Origin of the sequence: Geobacter grbiciae (assembly GCF_018531165.1) — a bacterium.
In the GTDB taxonomy this organism is placed as follows: domain Bacteria; phylum Desulfobacterota; class Desulfuromonadia; order Geobacterales; family Geobacteraceae; genus Geobacter; species Geobacter metallireducens.
The window spans coordinates 134,359-150,643 of sequence record NZ_JAHDIW010000003.1 but is presented as its reverse complement, the minus strand read 5'-3'; the positions used below and the strand labels follow the sequence as shown (position 1 = coordinate 150,643).

Genomic DNA, 16,285 nt, shown 5'->3' with positions numbered 1-16,285 from the left:
GCGGCTACATCACTCCCTTGCCGTTGAAGAAGACGCCGTACTTCTTGTCGTCGCCCTGGATATGCTTGGAGAGCCAGTCCCGCAGGAAGGTCATGACATTCTGGGTGAGAACCGCTTTCCCGTCCTGGAACTGTTTCTGGAGGTCAAGAACCTGCACGACAAGGGCGTTGTGCTCCTTCTTGTGGATCTCGAGGTCGGCGTAACCGTACTGCTTCATGAGCCGTTCCTCGGCGGCGAAATGGGTCTGCGTGTAGGCGATGAGCTGCTTGAGGATGTCCCCCACGACCAGACTTCCCTTGCCGGCCTTCATGGCGTCAAAGAGCTGATTCAGCATTTCGACGAGCTTCTTGTGCTGGTCATCGAACTGTTTCACTTTCACACTCAGGCTGTCGTTCCAGGTAATGAGCGCCATAGAGGTATTGTCTCCTTCGTCATGGTGATCGCACGGCGTCGCCGTCACGTACTACTATCAATCGACCAACGGAAGGTAAACTTTAGAAAAATAAGAGGGCGTATCTGGAAGGGTTCAGCGGAGAATGGGTAAGCCGTTGCGGTACCAGCCAACGATGCCGTCGGCCATGTTGTATACCTCCCGGTACCCTTTCCGGGAGAGGAAGCCGGCCACGAGCCCCGAGCGGGAGCCCACGGCGCAGTAAACCACGACAGGCCGGTTGCGGGGGATCTCGCCGATGCGGCGCTCCACCTCGTTGATGGGTATCAGGACCGCCCCATGGAGCCGCCCCTGGCCGAATTCTTCGGGAGTGCGAACATCCAGGAGAAAGACCTTCTTGTTTGCGGCGAGGAGGCTCTTCGCCTCAGAGGCCTTGATGTCGCGGTAGCCGGCCGCCAGGACCGTGGCCGCCAGGGCCAGGACAATCATCGGGATGATGGCAATCTGTTTCATGACCATGAGTGACTCCGTTTTCGTTTCTTACACTTCGATAGTGTATCCCACGTGGGCCGGATGGAAGCGGCCCGGGAACTCCTGGTGGAGCCGGGCCGCGGCGGCGAATCCGGTGCAGTGGCTCCCGAGGATCTTCCGCACGCCATACCCCCTGAGGGCCGCCACCGTCTCGTCCAACTGATTCTGGCCGCAGAAGCCGAGGTGAGTTCCGCCGATGACGGCATGGATCTCGGGCACGCCGGTGGCCTCCCGGGCCCACTCGATGGTGTTCACGAGCCCCGCGTGGCAGCAGCCGAGAAGGAGCACGAGCCCCCGCTCCGTCCGGACAATGAGGGACTGGTCGTCGCGAATCGGGTCCGCGGCGCACCCCGCATCGTCACAGAAGAGCCCCGCGTCCCCCTTCTCGAAGGGGGCGGTGCGGGGCACCTCGCCCGTGAGAAAGAGGCCGGGCCCCACCTCCCGGAACTGGTCCGAAAAGGAGAAGCGGGCCCCCTGGCCCCGAAGAAACTCCTCGGCATAGGGAATGCCGATAGAGAGGGCTTCGCCGGTGTCCTTCACGCGATAGCGCCGGGCAAAGATCCCCGGATGGGCCAGGATCTCTTTCCCCCCGCAGGAGGAGAGGAGCCCCCAGAGCCCTCCGGTGTGGTCGTAGTGGCCGTGGGAGAGGGCCACCGCCCCCACCCGGCGCAGGTCCCGGTTCATCCGCTGGGCATTGGGGAGGAGCCCCTCCCCCCGGCCGGTGTCGAAGAGGAGCGCGCCCCCCTCCCACTCCACCAGGGCGGAGAAGCCGTGCTCGCCAATGGTGCCGGCGATGGGGCCCACGGTGTTGTCGCAGAGGATGGTGATCCTCCGGGTCATTTACGGCAGCACTCTTCAGGAAAGCGCGGCACTCCCAGTTTCTCCAGGATGGTAATCATGGGGCACCAGTTGGTGAACCCCGACTGGAGGAGGTTCAGCCCCACGAAGGCGGTGAACCAGAGCCAGTTGATGCTGTGGTAGTTGGCCAGGAGGAGCGAGATGAGGATGAAGCTCCCGGCGATGATTCTGAGCATGCGATCAATGTACATTGTTTGTTCTCCTTACGTTTGCTACAGGGCGGCCAGCACCCGCTCCATCTTTTGCCGCACGGCGGCGGCCACTTCGGTCAGCTCCGCGTTGCCGATGACACCGAGGGCCGCCACCGGGTCCATGATCATCACGACGGTCTTTCCGTCGTCGTCGGTGTAGACGCAGACGTTGCAGGGGAGGAGCGTCCCGATGTTCAGCTCCCGCTGGAACGCCTCCCAGGCCATGGCCGGGTTGCAGGCCCCGAGGATGATGTAATCCCGGAAGTCGCGGCCCAGCTTCTCCCGGAACTTCTCGGTCACGTCGATCTCGGTGAGGACGCCGAACCCTTCCTTTCCCAGTTCCTCCCGGACCCGGGCCACGGCCTCGGCGTAGCCCATCCCGACCGTCTTGCCGAATGCGTACGATGTCGTCAGTTCCATGTCAAACCTCCCTGTTCCGTAGGGGCGATCCTCGTGACCGCCCCGGTTCTACGACGCCAGAAGTTCCGCCATCTTTTTCGCCACTTCGCCCGTCAGGACGGCACACCCGCCCCTGTCCTTGGCATTCTTCGTGGCGATGCGGCAGCAGGAGGCGCCGTACTCCTGCTTGAACCACTCGTGGAGCTCCTTCGTGACCCGCTTGAGCTTGTGCTTGTCATCCTTGAGGACAAAGCCGAAGGCCATGGTGCCGCCGGCCACGGCGCCGCAAACGCATCCCACGCCGGAACCGCCGCCAAAGCCCGATGCGGCCCCCACGACATCCTCGGGCATCGACGGGAAAAACTGGTTGCGGGCCGCCATGAGCACCGCCTCGGCACAGTGCATCTTCCCGGAACGGTAGAACCCCTCCGCCTCGATCCCCACCTTATCGGCCACGGACTCGTCAGCGGGAGTCACTTGTTTCTTCTGCCAGAACATTGAACCTCCAAAATTTTTGGTGTATTTGATGGAAACGTGAATTTTTCGCAAGATCAAGGCTGTCGAGGGCGAGCGCGGAGGCGTAGCAGCGCTACGCCGCACAAGCGAACCCGAAGACTTACGCAGATATTGCGGAAAAGTCGCGTTTCCGGTGGCGCTCCTTCCAGTCTTCAACCATATAATAGAGTATTGGTATCGTCACCCGAGAGAGGGTCGTAGAGGCGATCTCCCCGAACATCATGGCCAGGGCGAGCCCCTGGAAGATGGGGTCGAAGACGATGACGAAGCTCCCCACCACCACCGCCGCCGCCGTCAGGAGCATGGGACGGAATCGGACCGCTCCCGCCTCGATGATGGCCTCGTCGAGCGGCAATCCCTCCCGCCGCTTCAGCTCGGCGAAGTCGATGAGGATGATGGAGTTCCGCACGATGATCCCGGCCAAGGCGATGAAGCCGATCATGCTCGTGGCGGTGAAGAAGGCGCCGAACAGGGCGTGCCCAGGCAGAATACCGATGAGGGTCAGGGGGATCGGCGCCATGATCACCAGCGGCGTGGTGAAGTCCTTGAACCAGGCCACCACGAGGAGGTAGATGAGGATCATCACCGCCCCGAAGGCGAGCCCCAGGTCCCGGAAGACCTCGTAGGTGATGTGCCACTCACCGTCCCACTTGATGCCTGGGCGCTCCTCGCTCCAGGGCTGGGTGGCGGCCCGCTGTTCGATGTGGTACCCGCCGGGGAGCGCTATCTTGTCGATCTCCTTCTGCATCTGCAGGATGGCGTAGACCGGCGCCTCGATCTTCCCGGCCACATCGCCCGTCACATAGACCACGCTCTTCAGGTTCTTCCGGTAGAGGGTCTGGTCCTCGATGCCGGTGGTCACCCGCACCAGCTGCGAAAGCGGCACGTTTCCCCGGGGGCCCGGCACGTAGATGGAGGAGAGGGAGGCCACGGAGCTCCGCTGCGCCACCGGGAGTCGAAGGGTGATAGGAACAGGCTCCTTCTCCGCCGGCAGGTGCATGATCCCGGCGTCCATCCCCGCCACGGCGATCCGCAGCGTCTTGGCCACATCCGCCACGGCAATGCCGCTGAGGGCCGCCTTCTCCCGGTCCACGGCAAAGGTGACCTTCTGCTGGTCGTCCTCCACGTACCAGTCGGTGTCCACCACCCCGTCCACCTTCTGGTAGATGGCCTTGATCTTCCGGGCGATGTCGAGGCGGGTCGCCTGGTCGGGGCCGTAGACCTCGGTGACGAGGGTCGAGATGACCGGCGGCCCCGGCGGCACCTCGGCCACCTTGATGCGGGCACCGTGGCGGTCGGCCACGCTCTTCAAAAGGGGCCTGATCCGCTTGGCCAGGGCGTGGGACTGGTCCGTGCGCTCCTCCTTGTGGACGAAGTTCACCTGGATATCGGCCACGTTGGCGCCGCTCCGCAGGTAGTAGTGGCGCACGAGGCCGTTGAAGTTGAAGGGGGCGCTGGTCCCCACGTAGGTCTGGAAGTCGGTCACCTCGGGCACGGTGCGCAACGCCTCGGCCATCTCAGCGGTGATCCGGGCCGTCTCCTCCAGCGGCGTCCCCTCGGGGGTGTCGATGATCACCTGGAGCTCGTTCTTGTTGTCGAAGGGGAGCATCTTCACGGTGACGAGCTTGAAGTAGATGAGGGAGCACGACACGAGCAGCAGCACCACCACGGCGGTCAGGAACCCGTAGCGGAGCTTCCGGTCATGGATCAGGCGCCCCATCCACTTCCGGTAGAAGGCGGTAAGTTTCGACTCCTCGGCCGGCGCGTCGCTCCCGAAGTGGGACTCCCCCTTCATGAGCCGGTACGCGAAGTAGGGGGTGACCATGAAGGCGATGAACATGGAGAGGAGCATGGCCATGCTGGACCCCACGGGGATCGGCCGCATGTACGGCCCCATGAGCCCCCCCACGAACCCCATGGGGAGGATGGAGGCGATGACCGCGAAGGTGGCGAGCACCGTCGGGTTGCCGATCTCGTCCACGGCCCGGATGGCCGCCTCCAGGGGCTTGAAGCGGGTCGTGGTGAAGTAGCGGTGGATGTTCTCCACCACCACAATGGCATCGTCCACCAGGATGCCGATGGAGAAGATGAGGGCGAAGAGGGTGATCCGGTTCAGGGTGTAGCCAATCAGGTTGAAGACCAGCATGGTGAGGGCCAGGGTCACCGGGATGGCAATGGCCGCCACGGCCCCGGCCCGCCACCCCATGAAAACGGCGATGAGGATTGTGACCGAGATGGCCGCCAGGAACATATGGAAAAGAAGCTCGTTGTTCTTCTCCTTGGCCGTCTCGCCGTAGTTGCGGGTGACCGTCACCTGCACGTCGGAGGGGATCAGCTTCCCTTTAAGAAACTCCACCCGCTTCAGAAGATCCTCGGCCACCCAGGTGGCGTTGGCCCCCTTGCGTTTGGCCACGGAGAGGGTGACGGCGGGGTAGCTCTCGGCCCGGTTGCCGGAAATCCCCTTGTGGTCCGCCGCCGGCCCGAGGCCGAAAAAGACGTAGTCCCGGGGCTCCTGGGGGCCGTCCACGACGGTTGCCACATCGGAAAGATAGACGGGACGGCCGTCGCGGGCGCTCACCACGAGACGCCGGGCGTCATCCGTACTGGCGATAAAGCTGCCGGTATCCACGAGGAGCTCCCGGTTCCCCGCGTCGAATGAGCCGGAGGAGAGCCGGGCATTCCCCCCCTGGATTGCGCCCATGACCTGGAGGGGAGAGAGGCTGTAGGCGGCGAGCCGGGCCGAGTCGAGGCGGACCGAGAGCTGAGGGCCGAGGCCGCCCGTTATCCGGGTCTCGGCCACGTTGGTTCCCTTCTTCAGCTCGTCGCAGAGTTCGCGCCCGAGGCGTCGCAGGGTCTGGCTGTCGTAGCGGTCGGACCAGAGGGTAAGGGTCAGGATGGGGACGTCGTCGATGGATTTCGGAACGACCATCGGCTCACCCGCCCCCGGCGGAAGCATGGTCCGCTTCTCCATCACCTTGTTGTAGAGCTTGACGAGGGACTTCTCCATATCCTCGCCCACGAGGAAGCGTACCGTCACGATCCCCATCCCCGGCCGACTCATGGAGTAGACGTACTCCACCCCCGGAAGCTCCCACATGACCTTCTCGAAGGGGACTACCACCCGCTCCTCCACCTCCTTGGGGGTGGAACCGGGCAGGGGGAGGTAGACGTCGATCATCGGCACGACGATCTGGGGCTCTTCCTCCCGGGGGGTCACGAGCACTGCGTAGACCCCCAGCAGAAGCGCGGCTAGCACGATGAGGGGAGTCAGCTTCGAGTTGATGAACGCTTTCGCTATGTTTCCGGCGACGCCGAGTTTTTCCATTACGTGTACCTTATCCCATGTCCGGGAACGACCACCCGTGGCGCACCACGAGGATGATGCCAACAATCAGGAGCCAGACCGCCACAAAGCAGAGGAACCAGACAAGGTACCTCCTCCCGCTGCGGGTATCGTCATCGTCGCGACGCACTCAAGGCACCCCCCCACGGATGATGGGAGCCGTGCTACCGGACTTCCGCTCCTTCGACAACCTTCTCCATGCCGCTCGTCACGACCCGCTCGCCCTCGGTGAGCCCCGTCAGGATCTCCATCCGATCCCCTTGGACCGCTCCGGGCTTCACGAGCCGCATCCGGGCGATGTTGCGCCCGTCAACCACCCAGACCGAGGTGAGGGCGCCCCGCTCCAGCACCGCCCCCCGTGGCACGAGGATCCCCTTCTTTTCCCCGGTGGATAAAAGGACCCGGCCGAACATCCCCGACTTCAGCCCCTTGCCGGCAATATCCACCTTGGCGGTGAAGGTGCGGCTCGCCGGGTCGGCGGCCGGAACCACCTCGGCGATGCGTCCGGATGCAGCCGCACCGGCGCCATCCACGGCCACCCGCACCGTGGCGCCCACCTTGGCCTTGGCCACCAGGGACTCGGGAACCGCCACCTCAAGGCGGTAGTTCCCCTCCTCCTCAACGGTGAGAAGCGGCGTACCGGGGAAGACCGTCATCCCCCGCTCCACCTGTTTCGCCGTGACCACCCCGGTCAGGGGTGCGGTGATCCGGGTGTAGCCGGCAACGGCACCGGCGGCCCGGGCGCCTTCCCGCGCTGCGGCAACTCTGGCCTCGGCCCGGGCAACCCCCTGGTCGGCCACATCCTTGTCGGCACGCCGGTTATCCAGTTCCTGCCGCGTAACGGCCTCCTCCCTGAAAAGGTTGTGGTAACGTTCAAAAGTGGCGTCGGCAAGACGCCTGCGGGCCCGGGCCTCCTCCAACCCACGCCTTGCCTCCTCCGCCGAGGCCGATGCGGCCGCCGCCTGGGCCGTGCTCTCCGTTGCCTCCAGGGTCACGAGAACCTTCCCCCGCCCGACCCGATCCCCCTCGACCGCAAAGACGCTGGTGACGGTACCGGGGATGCGGGCGGCGATCACCGCGGCATTGCGGGCCTTCACCGTCCCCACCGCTTCAATCCCTTCGGGGATCGTCACCGCGGCGACCTTTTCCACCGCGATCCCGGTCACGACAGGGGGTTTTTCTCTCTTCTCCGCTCCTTCCTTCCCCCCGCCGCAGCCGTAAAACGTCAGTACGGCAGCGGCGAAAAGGAGAAGGACGGTGATTGTCCGCATCCTCATGGTGCCATCTCCTTCAGGAATATGCCGGCGGTGTAATATATCCTGGCCGTTGCCAGCAGGTGGTCGGCCTCTCGCTCCACGAGTCCGGTCCTCGCCCGGCTGAGGGCCGACTGGGCATCCAGAAGCTCCACCATGGTGGCGAGGCCGTTGGCGAAGCGCTTGTTCACGAGCCGGGATCCCTCCTCGGCCGCCAGAAGCGCATGGCGCGCCACCTCCAGCCGTTTTCCCGCCTCGGCCCGGCGCAGAATGCTCTCCCGCACCTGGAGGTCCACTTCATTGCGGAACTGCTCCAGGTACTGGGCGGCAGCGTCCCGCTCGGCCCGTGCCTTGGCCGTCCCGTGCATCCTTCCCATGCCGTCAAAGACCTCCCAGCGCAGGTTCACCCCGGCGCTCCACCCGTCGTTGTCGCGGCCGAAGGGAACATCCCTGTCGTTCATCTGCACGGACGCAGCGGCGTAAAGCGTGGGGAACCAGGCGCTACGGGCGAGCCCCACGGCGGCCTCGGCCCGCTCCACCCCCTTTTCGGCCCCCTTCAGGTCCCGGCGGTTGGCAACGGCCTGGCGCACGATCTCATCCTCGTTCAAGCGGAACGCCTCACCCGTCACATCCCCGCGGATATCGAGGGATTCCCCGGGTCCGCCTCCCACGGCGAGGGCCAGGCGCATTTTGGCCAGCTTCAGGTCGTTGAGGGCGGTGATGGTCCGCTCCTCCGCCTCGGAAAGGAAGGTTCTTGCCCGCAATTCGTCGGACTTGAGCCCGGTTCCCTCATGGCCGCGGACCGTGGCCACCCGCAGGTGCTCCCGGGCCTCTTCCACGTCCTTCTCGGCGGCAGCCAGGACAGCCTTTGCCCGCTGCACTCCCAGATAGGCTCCATAAACTGCGAACCCCACATCTTCACGGCGCCCCTCGAACCGGTACCCCATCCGCTCCGCCTCCCGCTCTGCCATCTCCCGACCGTAGCCGATCCCCAGGTCGAAGAGGGGCTGTTCCAGGGTAAGCGCCGTGCGGAAGTCATGGTAGGAAGAAGGACTATTCAGATTGCCGGGTTCGAAGTCGCTCGATGCAAACCGCCCCTGGTCCAGTTTCATCATGAAAACGCGGGTGGGAAGATCTGAGGCGCTGAACGCCTCTTCCGCCACGATCCGGGGCAGGTACCGGCTGCGGCTCTCAGCCGCCCCCTCCACCGCCGCCTCTTTCTCGTAAGCGGCTCCGCTCACCAGGTGGTTCCGCTTCAGAGCCAGGATCAGGGCTTCATTAAGGGCAACCGAGGGTTCGGCAGCCAGCAGGAACGACGGGGTAAGAACCAGCAACAAAAAACCTGCGGCGAAATACTTCACGGAACGTCCCTTTCTCCTTGATGTCGGCCAAATCTAGCAGAACATAAAATATATGGATTTATATATATGTATTGCACTTGATTGTGTCAACCGTAAAAGTATACCGGAAGGAGATAATTTGTCAGGGCTCTCAGCAAACGCCCGGGGATTTCATGTGCGGAGTGGTTGGGGGGTGAAATGAATTGACAAGGGGGGGGGCGGGCCTTTAGACTCGGATTCCTGCGCAAACACGGAGGAAGACGTGCTCGACAAGGAAAAGTGGAAGAAGAACATCAGGGCCATCCTCTCCCTCGACAGCCATCCGGGGCACATCGCCGCCGGCCTTGCCGTGGGGGTCTTCATCAGCTTCACCCCTTTCTTCACGTTCCATACGGTCCTGGCCATCGCGGCCGCCTTCATCTTCCGGCTCAACAAGCTCACCTGCGTCACCGGCGCCTGGGTCAACACCCCCTTTACCGTGGTCCCCATCCTGGCGGCCAGCTACAAGCTGGGCCGAGTAGTCCGGGGACTCCCTCCCCAGGAGTTCCATTTCAGGGGACTCCACTGGGCATACCTGAAGAGCCACGCCGCCACCCTCATGGTGGGGACCTCCCTCCTCGGCTTTGCCGCCGCCCTTGTCTCCTACGCCCTCTGCTACTGGCTCGTGGTCCGCTTCCGGAAAAAGGATGAAACCCTTGCCACCCTTGCCGATGAGATGGAAGAGGTCGGCGAAGAGCTGGAATAGAAAAAGCGGGGAACGATGCCCCGCTTTTTCTGTTTCCTATCGATTTGTCACCCGCCACCGTTCATCGGCAACTCCACTCACTTCCCAAGAATAGGATTGAGAACCTGGTAGCAGACATAGGCCATGATCGCCGATGCCGGGATGGTCAGGACCCAGGCGACGACTATCCTCCCGGCCACGTTCCAGTTGACCGCTGTGAGGCGCTTTGAGAGACCAACGCCGAGAATTGCGGACGTGATGACGTGGGTAGTGCTGACCGGCATCCCGATGGATGACGCCCCCAGAATGACCCCGGCCGAGGCGGTTTCGACACAGAAGCCGTGAACGGGCTGAAGCTTCACGAAGTCTTTGCCGACGGTCTTGATGATCCGCCACCCGCCGGCGGCGGTGCCGAGCCCCATGGCCACGGCGCAGGCAATCTTCACCCAGGTGGGAACAACAAAGGCGGAGAGGGCTCCGTAGCTCACCAGCGCCATGGTGATGACCCCCATGGACTTCTGGGCGTCGGCGGTGCCGTGGGAGAAAGCCATGAAGGCCGCCGAGAAAACCTGAAGCCGCCGGAAGTGCCTGTTGACGGAATGGGGCGACGTGCTCTTGAAACACCAAAGCATGATGACCATGACGACGAAACCGAGGAAGGTCCCGACAATGGGGGAAAGGATCAGGGAGAGGACGATCTTTTCGAGCCCCTTCCAGTGGAGGGCCGCCGTGCCCGCATGGGCGATCACCGCCCCCATGAGGCCACCGATGATGGCATGGGAAGAAGAGGCAGGGAGCCCGTAGTACCAGGTGATCAGGTCCCAGACGATGGCGCCGAGGATCCCTGCCAGTACCACCATCTGGGTAACGTTGGACGCATCGACGATCCCCTTGCCGATGGTGGCGGCCACCTTGGTGGAGATCATGGCGCCGGCGAAGTTCAGCACCGCCGCCATGGTGATGGCGGCCCTGATGGAGAGCGCCCGGGTTGAAACGCAGGTGGCGATGGCGTTGGCCGTATCGTGGAAGCCGTTGATGTAGTCGAAGGCCAGTGCCGCCCCGATGACCAGGACGAGCATGATCAACGTGGCATCAAGCATTTTTCACCACCACGCTTTCCAGAATGTTGGCCGCGTCCTCGCACTTGTCGGTTGCCCGCTCCAGAGTCTCGTAGATCTCTTTCCACTTGATGAGCTGGATCGGGTCTTTTTCCTCGTCGAAGAGCCGGCTGATCGCATCCCGACAGACCCGGTCAGCCTCGTTCTCCAGGGCATTCACCTCCACGCAGGATTCAGCGATGTGCTCGAACTTGCCACCAAGCAGCGCCACTGCCTTGGCAACCGCCTCGCACGACTTGAGGATAATGAAGGCGAGCTCCTTCGCCTCCGGGGTCGGCTTCTCCACGTTGTACATGATGAAGCGCTGCGACGACGCGTCGATCAGGTCCAGGATATCGTCCAGGGCCGCCGAGAGGGCATAGATGTCTTCCCGGTCCAGGGGAGTGACAAAGCTCTTGTTGAGCTTCTGGATGATGTCGTGGGTTATGTGGTCACCCTTGTGCTCCACGTCCTTGATTCGCTTCTGCATCCCCAGGGGATCGTCGTAGTTGTCGATCATATCCTTGAGGAGCTTGGCCCCCTCGATGATATTGGCGGTCATGTCCTTGAACAGGGCGAAAAATTTTTCTTCCTTCGGAATAAGGCCGAACATTGCTCCCTCCGCTTCTGGTGCGGCAGCAAAACGCCGCAGGTTTAAGGTCCAAAACAGATGAGACATAGCATAAAATCCCCCCACTGCCTATGAAATTATTACAACTGCGTTACAGCTCTGTGTACTTCACTCCACTCTTTGACTTGTAGCGACACATCGGTTACGCTACGACGCTCACTTCAGGACGCCAAGGAGAAAGCAGTCATGAATCCCCTTCACGCAACAGTTCTCGGAGCCATTCAGGGTCTCACCGAAGTGCTCCCCGTCAGCAGTTCAGCGCACTTGATTCTCATTCCCTGGCTCTTCGGGTGGCCCGAATCGGGGATTACCTTCGACGTGGCCCTCCATCTGGGAACCCTCATCGCTCTCGCCCTCTACTTCCGCCGCGACATCGCCGAACTGGTCGTGAATGCCCTCTCGGGCCTCACAGGGGGGGCACACTCCTCCACCACCCTGCTTCCCTGGTACATCATCGCCGGCTGCGTCCCCGCCGCCATCGTCGGAAAGACCCTCGAGGAGCCCATCGAAGCGATCTTCCGCGCCAACCCGGCCATTATCGCCGCTTTCCTGATCGGCTTCGGGCTTCTGCTGGCCCTGGCGGACACCCTCGGTTCGAAAAAGTCGCGCATGGACCAGATCGACCTCAAGAACGCCATGATGATCGGTCTCGCCCAGTGCCTAGCGCTCCTCCCCGGCGTTTCCCGCTCGGGGATCACCATCACCGCGGCGCTCTTCCTCGGCTTCAGCCGGGAAACGGCGGCCCGGTTTTCTTTCCTCCTCTCCCTCCCCATCGTGGCCGGAGCGGCGCTCCTGAAGGTGGGGCACCTGGTGCGGCACGGCGTTCCCGAAGGGGAACTGCAACCGCTCCTGATCGGCGTCGGCGTCTCGGCAGTGTTCGGCTATGTGAGCGTCGCCCTCCTCCTCAAGCTGGTGCAGCGCTACTCGCTCTACCCCTTTGTCTGGTACCGGCTCCTGGCAGGGGCAGGAGTGCTACTCTTCATCTTCAACCAATAAAACATCCTGAGCCTCTTTTCATTATTTACCGCCCATGCTACAGTTCCCGCTCCCGATCCGGCACCAATCAGCAGGGAGGAACGACCATATGGCAGGCGGCATCAAGGCGTGGCCCGAGGACGAGCGTCCCCGGGAAAAACTCATGCGACGGGGAAGTCCGGCCCTCTCCGACGCGGAACTTCTGGCCCTCATAATCCGCACCGGCGACTCGGTCAGCAGGCGGAGCGCCATCGACCTCGGCAGGGCGCTCCTTCAGGAGTTCGGCGATCTCCGGACCCTGGCCGGCGCCACCGTGGGGGAGCTCTGCGCCGTGAAGGGGACCGGACCGGCCAAGGCGGCCTCCATCAAGGCGGCCCTGGAGATCGCGTCCCGCATCAACTCTGAGCGACTCATGATCTGCAGCGAGCGGTTCACCTCCCCCGAACAGGTCTACAACCACTACCACTATGCCTTTCGGGACCGGCGCAAGGAGTACTTCATGGTGCTGCTGCTGGACGGAAAGAACCGGATCATGCGGGAAGTGCAGATATCGGAAGGAAGCCTCAACCAGAGCATCGTTCATCCCAGGGAGGTCTTCAACCCGGCCGTGCGGGAATCGGCCGCCGCCGTGATCCTCGTCCACAACCACCCAACCGGCGACCCGGCCCCGAGCCGCGAGGACCAGGAAATCACCCGGCGTCTCCGGGAGGCGGGGGATCTCATGGGGATAAAAGTGCTCGATCACATCATCATCGGCGACGGCCGCTTCACGAGTTTCGTTTCGGCGGGCTTCATGTAGTAGCAGCGAGTCAGTGCCGCAGGTACTTGGCAATCCCCAGCTCAAAGCACTCGGGATCGAAGCCGAAAACCTGGGGCCAGGGGCTCGCGCAGATGTTCTCCTCCACGAGCATGGTGATCTGGTCCATGGTGATGGGAAAAAAGGAGAAGCCCTGCATGACTGGCACGACCAGCTTCATGATCCCCAGGGGGTTGGGGACCTTGGGCACATGCCCCTTGCCGACGATCCGGCCGATGGTATCGAGAAGGTCGTTGTAGGAGATGCGGTCGGGGCCACAGAGTTCATAGGCCTGCCCCACCGTCTCCGGCTTCTCCAGGGCCAGGGCGAAACAGCGGGCCACGTCATCGGCCGCCACCGGCTGAAGCCGGTACTTGCCGTCGCCGATGACCGGCACTGCCGGGTACGACCGGATGTAACCGGCCAGCTTGTTGATGAAATCGTCCTTGGGACCGAAGACAATGGAAGGGCGGAAGATGGTCCACTCCAGCCCCGAGGCGCGCACCGACTCCTCGGCCCGCCACTTGGTCTGATGGTACCGTGAGGTGGCATTGGGTCGGGAGCCCAGGGCCGACATCTGGAGATGGCGCCGGATTCCCGCCCGCCGGGCCGCATCCACGACATTTTGCGTCGCCTCCACGTGGAGTTTATCGAACGTCATTCCCCGCGCCGGGAACTCCCGGATGATCCCCACGAGATTGATGGTCGCGTCGCATCCCTCCACTGCCGCGGCAAAGGTGTCCAGCCGCGTCACGTCCCCCTCGGCCTGTTCAACCCCTGCCTCGACCCCCTCGTGCCGACGGTGGACGAGGAGCCTTATGCTGTGCCCCGCCTCCAGCAACGCATTCCTCACATGGCCGCCGACGAAACCCGTTCCTCCCGTCAGAAATATTTTCATGAAGCCCTCCTTCAGCCCAGACGATGGTGGTATGATGAGTGAAGTGTACCGTACTGCCGTCCATTTGCCAGCATCCCGTGTATACAAGACCCTTGTGATTGACCAGCGGGTGTGTTAATAAAGAATCATTTATCGAGACATGGGGAGGATAGAAAACCATGAGCGAACAGAGTGCGGTCTGCTACACGTTCGAAGCCGCCGTTGAAATGGCGATACAAATGGAGGAAGAAGGTTTCCGGCATTACCTGGCCGCCATCAGGAAGGTCAAGCACAAGGGAGCCCGAGAAATTCTCAAGGAAGCCGCCCTTGACGAGCTTGAGCACAAGCACAGCCTGGAGCAGGCCCTCCTCGAAGGGGAGATGGAAGGGGCTGGCGCCCTTGACCGGCAGATTTCGACTATGAACCTCGGCTATGTCCTCGCCAAGAAGGAACTGAGCCCCAACTCGGACACTCGTGAGGCCCTGGCCTACGCCATCCACTTGGAAAAGGGGTCCATGGATTTCTACAAACGGATGTCACAGGGGTGCGCCGGTGCCCCCATGGCGGGCATCTTCGAGAAGATGCTGGCGGACGAGGCGAAACACCTGCAGCAGTTGGAGGATCTGTACGAAGAGCACTTCATGACCGAAAACTGAGACGAAACGCAGCTTTTGCGCCCTGGCATTGTTGCCCTCCGCGTACTCGCTCGGGCGCCTGGCCAGGACACAAAATCCACGGTTCGCAGTTCAGCCGTTTCATAAACAAAAAGGGAAGAGGCTTTGTGCCCCTTCCCTTTTTTCATGTGGCGCAGGTATTCGCGGTCAGGCGATTTCGACCAGCTTGATCTCGAAGACCAGGTCCCGGCCAGCCAATGGATGGTTGGCGTCAAGGGTCACGGTGGTGTCGGTCATCTCCGTCACGGTCACGTTGAAGACCTGGCCGTCATCCTGGGTCACCTCGTACTGCTGCCCCAGCTTCGGCTCGGCATCCTGAGGGAGATACTCCCGCTCCACCGCGGCCACCAGCTCTTCCTGCCTGGGGCCATAGGCCTGGTCCACGGGGATCGTCACCGTCTTCGCATCGCCGGCATTCATGCCGATCACCGCCTCCTCGAAGCCGGGGATCACGTCGCCCTCGCCGATGGTGAACTCAAGGGGGCCGCTCCCGCTCTCTTCGGAAGAATCGAAGATCTCGCCGGTGGTGAGCTTGCCGGTATAGTGAACCTTGACGGTATCACCCTTTTTTGCCTGTGCCATGTTTGATTGTTCCTTTCACGAATTAATGAATTGCCTTCCCTGTCAGATGCTTACTCCTTGATCTCGAACGCCACCTTCAGCACCACCTGATATTCGGCGACCATGCCGTCGTCCCCGACATGGCCGCGGATATCCTGGACCTCGAACCAGGAGAGCTTGTCCAGCGACTTGTGGGCCTTGGCCACAGCCGCTTGGATGGCCGCCTCCAACCCCCGCTTCGACACCCCGATAATCTCAACCTTTTTGTAAATCCTGTCGTCACCGTAGCTCATGGCATCCTCCGCAGCGTGAATTTTCCACAAGCTTACCACCGGGTAAAGAGGTGTAAAGGGTCGGAATCCGTCAGGAACGTCCCGTCACCGCGCCGGCATCGCGTTCAGCCGCTCCTTGGCCTTGGCGGCAAGCTCCGACTGGGGATGCTTTGCAATGATTTCCTCGTAGAGCTTGCGGGCATGCTCAAGATTGTGCTGCTTCTCCTCGAACTGAGCCGTCTCGAAGAGTTCCTGGGCACCTTTGCCGGAACATGCCGCCAAAGCGAGCATGCAGAAGAAAAAAGCGACAACGACACCTCGCCCCATATTCCCTCCCCCAATGCAACTGATCAATAGAATCAAAGCCCTCATTGCAGCGACATCTGCAGCAGGGCAAAAATTTGCAGCAGTATGAAAGAATTCTCAGCAAACGTCCAGTGAAAGTTTGGGAATCAGAGTTTGACCACTCTCAGCAGATGCCCCTGCCGGGAAACCATGTGAACAGCCCGGCCCGCCACGGAGGAGCATCCGTCAAAAGGGGGTGAGGAGGTATCCTGCCCTCCCCCCTGGCTTGACCTGCGCCTCAGGTACCTGCGCCAGCAGAGGGAACAGGCCGCCGACACCGCAACCCAGATGGCAACGTGCACCAGCAGGCCGAAGCCACCCCAGAAAAGCGACCAGCCCCCAACCATAAGGGCACCGAGCCCGAACCAAACCATGGTGAACGAGGGAAAAAGAAGCTCAAAACCTATCAAGGCGAAGCCGAAGACTATCCAGTACCACCATTCGCACACCACCTGTCGACCTCCACGCGCCAATATCCGTCACAACCTCCCCGAGGTGTTCTGGCGAATAA

Annotated in this window: 21 protein-coding genes; 4 read left to right on the top strand and 17 right to left on the bottom strand. The window is 62.3% G+C overall.

Annotation, left to right across the window (positions count from 1 at the left end; translation table 11 throughout):
• Positions 1–4 precede the first annotated feature (4 nt).
• The 10 genes from KJB29_RS06115 to KJB29_RS06070 form a co-directional block, all read right to left on the bottom strand.
• Positions 5–412 (bottom strand): bacteriohemerythrin, encoded by a 408-nt coding sequence (locus tag KJB29_RS06115; protein WP_215733829.1) that lies wholly within the window; start codon positions 410–412, stop codon positions 5–7.
• A gap of 114 nt (positions 413–526) precedes the next feature.
• Positions 527–910 carry a rhodanese-like domain-containing protein gene (locus tag KJB29_RS06110; RefSeq protein WP_215733828.1) on the bottom strand — a complete coding sequence of 128 codons (384 nt, stop codon included), beginning with the start codon at positions 908–910 and terminating at the stop codon, positions 527–529.
• A gap of 21 nt (positions 911–931) precedes the next feature.
• Entirely contained in the window at positions 932–1,762 is an 831-nt protein-coding gene (locus KJB29_RS06105) for an MBL fold metallo-hydrolase (RefSeq protein WP_215733827.1), read from the bottom strand.
• Entirely contained in the window at positions 1,759–1,971 is a 213-nt protein-coding gene (locus KJB29_RS06100; RefSeq protein ID WP_215733826.1) for a YgaP family membrane protein, read from the bottom strand. Before KJB29_RS06100 ends, KJB29_RS06105 begins: the two co-directional genes overlap by 4 nt.
• 21 nt (positions 1,972–1,992) lie before the next feature.
• On the bottom strand, positions 1,993–2,391 hold the full coding sequence (locus tag KJB29_RS06095) for a DUF302 domain-containing protein (protein WP_215733825.1): 399 nt from the start codon (positions 2,389–2,391) through the stop codon (positions 1,993–1,995).
• A 48-nt stretch (positions 2,392–2,439) separates the two neighbouring features.
• A complete protein-coding gene (locus tag KJB29_RS06090) occupies positions 2,440–2,868 on the bottom strand; it encodes a C-GCAxxG-C-C family protein (protein WP_215733824.1) in 429 nt (142 codons plus the stop codon).
• A gap of 118 nt (positions 2,869–2,986) precedes the next feature.
• Positions 2,987–6,211 (bottom strand): efflux RND transporter permease subunit, encoded by a 3,225-nt coding sequence (locus KJB29_RS06085; RefSeq protein WP_215733823.1) that lies wholly within the window; start codon positions 6,209–6,211, stop codon positions 2,987–2,989.
• Between the two features lie 10 nt (positions 6,212–6,221).
• The gene (locus KJB29_RS06080; protein WP_187148457.1) at positions 6,222–6,359 is read right to left on the bottom strand and encodes a hypothetical protein; all 138 of its coding nucleotides are present in this window, start codon (positions 6,357–6,359) and stop codon (positions 6,222–6,224) included.
• A gap of 34 nt (positions 6,360–6,393) precedes the next feature.
• Positions 6,394–7,506, bottom strand: coding sequence for an efflux RND transporter periplasmic adaptor subunit (locus KJB29_RS06075; protein WP_215733822.1), 1,113 nt, complete (start codon positions 7,504–7,506; stop codon positions 6,394–6,396).
• Positions 7,503–8,843 carry a TolC family protein gene (locus KJB29_RS06070; RefSeq protein WP_215733821.1) on the bottom strand — a complete coding sequence of 447 codons (1,341 nt, stop codon included), beginning with the start codon at positions 8,841–8,843 and terminating at the stop codon, positions 7,503–7,505. The genes KJB29_RS06075 and KJB29_RS06070 overlap by 4 nt, the downstream gene beginning before the upstream one ends.
• Before the next feature lie 241 nt (positions 8,844–9,084).
• On the opposite strand from KJB29_RS06070, the gene KJB29_RS06065 reads away from it, so the two are divergent.
• Positions 9,085–9,567: a DUF2062 domain-containing protein gene (locus KJB29_RS06065; RefSeq protein WP_215733820.1), complete on the top strand. Its 483-nt coding sequence runs from the start codon at positions 9,085–9,087 to the stop codon at positions 9,565–9,567.
• Positions 9,568–9,644: 77 nt separating this feature from the next.
• Here the strand turns inward: KJB29_RS06065 and KJB29_RS06060 are convergent, their stop codons facing one another.
• Both KJB29_RS06060 and KJB29_RS06055 read right to left on the bottom strand, forming a co-directional pair.
• Positions 9,645–10,646, bottom strand: a complete 1,002-nt coding sequence (locus KJB29_RS06060; RefSeq protein WP_215733819.1) for an inorganic phosphate transporter — start codon at positions 10,644–10,646, stop codon at positions 9,645–9,647.
• Positions 10,639–11,256, bottom strand: a complete 618-nt coding sequence (locus KJB29_RS06055) for a DUF47 domain-containing protein (protein ID WP_215733818.1) — start codon at positions 11,254–11,256, stop codon at positions 10,639–10,641. The genes KJB29_RS06060 and KJB29_RS06055 overlap by 8 nt, the downstream gene beginning before the upstream one ends.
• A gap of 204 nt (positions 11,257–11,460) precedes the next feature.
• Here KJB29_RS06055 and KJB29_RS06050 point away from each other — a divergent pair, with 204 nt between their 5' ends.
• Both KJB29_RS06050 and radC read left to right on the top strand, forming a co-directional pair.
• Complete coding sequence (locus KJB29_RS06050; RefSeq protein ID WP_215733817.1) at positions 11,461–12,270, top strand: undecaprenyl-diphosphate phosphatase; 810 nt, start codon at positions 11,461–11,463, stop codon at positions 12,268–12,270.
• Between the two features lie 88 nt (positions 12,271–12,358).
• Positions 12,359–13,048, top strand: a complete 690-nt coding sequence (gene radC / locus KJB29_RS06045) for a RadC family protein (protein WP_215733816.1) — start codon at positions 12,359–12,361, stop codon at positions 13,046–13,048.
• Positions 13,049–13,058: 10 nt separating this feature from the next.
• Here the strand turns inward: radC and KJB29_RS06040 are convergent, their stop codons facing one another.
• Positions 13,059–13,943 (bottom strand): complex I NDUFA9 subunit family protein, encoded by an 885-nt coding sequence (locus KJB29_RS06040; protein ID WP_215733815.1) that lies wholly within the window; start codon positions 13,941–13,943, stop codon positions 13,059–13,061.
• 158 nt (positions 13,944–14,101) lie between these two features.
• On the opposite strand from KJB29_RS06040, the gene KJB29_RS06035 reads away from it, so the two are divergent.
• A complete protein-coding gene (locus tag KJB29_RS06035) occupies positions 14,102–14,578 on the top strand; it encodes a ferritin family protein (RefSeq protein ID WP_215733814.1) in 477 nt (158 codons plus the stop codon).
• Positions 14,579–14,743: 165 nt separating this feature from the next.
• On the opposite strand, the gene KJB29_RS06030 is transcribed toward KJB29_RS06035, so the two are convergent.
• The 4 genes from KJB29_RS06030 to KJB29_RS06015 form a co-directional block, all read right to left on the bottom strand.
• Positions 14,744–15,178, bottom strand: a complete 435-nt coding sequence (locus tag KJB29_RS06030) for an FKBP-type peptidyl-prolyl cis-trans isomerase (protein WP_004513862.1) — start codon at positions 15,176–15,178, stop codon at positions 14,744–14,746.
• Positions 15,179–15,228: 50 nt separating this feature from the next.
• The gene (locus KJB29_RS06025) at positions 15,229–15,450 is read right to left on the bottom strand and encodes a dodecin (RefSeq protein ID WP_215733813.1); all 222 of its coding nucleotides are present in this window, start codon (positions 15,448–15,450) and stop codon (positions 15,229–15,231) included.
• An 84-nt stretch (positions 15,451–15,534) separates the two neighbouring features.
• Positions 15,535–15,756 (bottom strand): outer membrane protein assembly factor BamD, encoded by a 222-nt coding sequence (locus KJB29_RS06020; protein ID WP_004513864.1) that lies wholly within the window; start codon positions 15,754–15,756, stop codon positions 15,535–15,537.
• 125 nt (positions 15,757–15,881) lie between these two features.
• Positions 15,882–16,226 carry an NfeD family protein gene (locus KJB29_RS06015; protein WP_004513865.1) on the bottom strand — a complete coding sequence of 115 codons (345 nt, stop codon included), beginning with the start codon at positions 16,224–16,226 and terminating at the stop codon, positions 15,882–15,884.
• Positions 16,227–16,285 lie beyond the last annotated feature (59 nt).

Excerpts from the sequence above, each read along its gene's own strand:
- KJB29_RS06115 (WP_215733829.1), bottom strand. The coding sequence starts at position 412 with ATGGCGCTCATTACCTGGAACGACAGCCTGAGTGTGAAAGTGAAACAG.
- KJB29_RS06110 (WP_215733828.1), bottom strand. The coding sequence starts at position 910 with ATGGTCATGAAACAGATTGCCATCATCCCGATGATTGTCCTGGCCCTG.
- KJB29_RS06105 (WP_215733827.1), bottom strand. The coding sequence starts at position 1,762 with ATGACCCGGAGGATCACCATCCTCTGCGACAACACCGTGGGCCCCATC.
- KJB29_RS06100 (WP_215733826.1), bottom strand. The coding sequence starts at position 1,971 with ATGTACATTGATCGCATGCTCAGAATCATCGCCGGGAGCTTCATCCTC.
- KJB29_RS06095 (WP_215733825.1), bottom strand. The coding sequence starts at position 2,391 with ATGGAACTGACGACATCGTACGCATTCGGCAAGACGGTCGGGATGGGC.
- KJB29_RS06090 (WP_215733824.1), bottom strand. The coding sequence starts at position 2,868 with ATGTTCTGGCAGAAGAAACAAGTGACTCCCGCTGACGAGTCCGTGGCC.
- KJB29_RS06085 (WP_215733823.1), bottom strand. The coding sequence starts at position 6,211 with ATGGAAAAACTCGGCGTCGCCGGAAACATAGCGAAAGCGTTCATCAAC.
- KJB29_RS06075 (WP_215733822.1), bottom strand. The coding sequence starts at position 7,506 with ATGAGGATGCGGACAATCACCGTCCTTCTCCTTTTCGCCGCTGCCGTA.
- KJB29_RS06060 (WP_215733819.1), bottom strand. The coding sequence starts at position 10,646 with ATGCTTGATGCCACGTTGATCATGCTCGTCCTGGTCATCGGGGCGGCA.
- KJB29_RS06055 (WP_215733818.1), bottom strand. The coding sequence starts at position 11,256 with ATGTTCGGCCTTATTCCGAAGGAAGAAAAATTTTTCGCCCTGTTCAAG.
- KJB29_RS06050 (WP_215733817.1), top strand. The coding sequence starts at position 11,461 with ATGAATCCCCTTCACGCAACAGTTCTCGGAGCCATTCAGGGTCTCACC.
- radC (WP_215733816.1), top strand. The coding sequence starts at position 12,359 with ATGGCAGGCGGCATCAAGGCGTGGCCCGAGGACGAGCGTCCCCGGGAA.
- KJB29_RS06040 (WP_215733815.1), bottom strand. The coding sequence starts at position 13,943 with ATGAAAATATTTCTGACGGGAGGAACGGGTTTCGTCGGCGGCCATGTG.
- KJB29_RS06035 (WP_215733814.1), top strand. The coding sequence starts at position 14,102 with ATGAGCGAACAGAGTGCGGTCTGCTACACGTTCGAAGCCGCCGTTGAA.
- KJB29_RS06030 (WP_004513862.1), bottom strand. The coding sequence starts at position 15,178 with ATGGCACAGGCAAAAAAGGGTGATACCGTCAAGGTTCACTATACCGGC.
- KJB29_RS06025 (WP_215733813.1), bottom strand. The coding sequence starts at position 15,450 with ATGAGCTACGGTGACGACAGGATTTACAAAAAGGTTGAGATTATCGGG.
- KJB29_RS06020 (WP_004513864.1), bottom strand. The coding sequence starts at position 15,756 with ATGGGGCGAGGTGTCGTTGTCGCTTTTTTCTTCTGCATGCTCGCTTTG.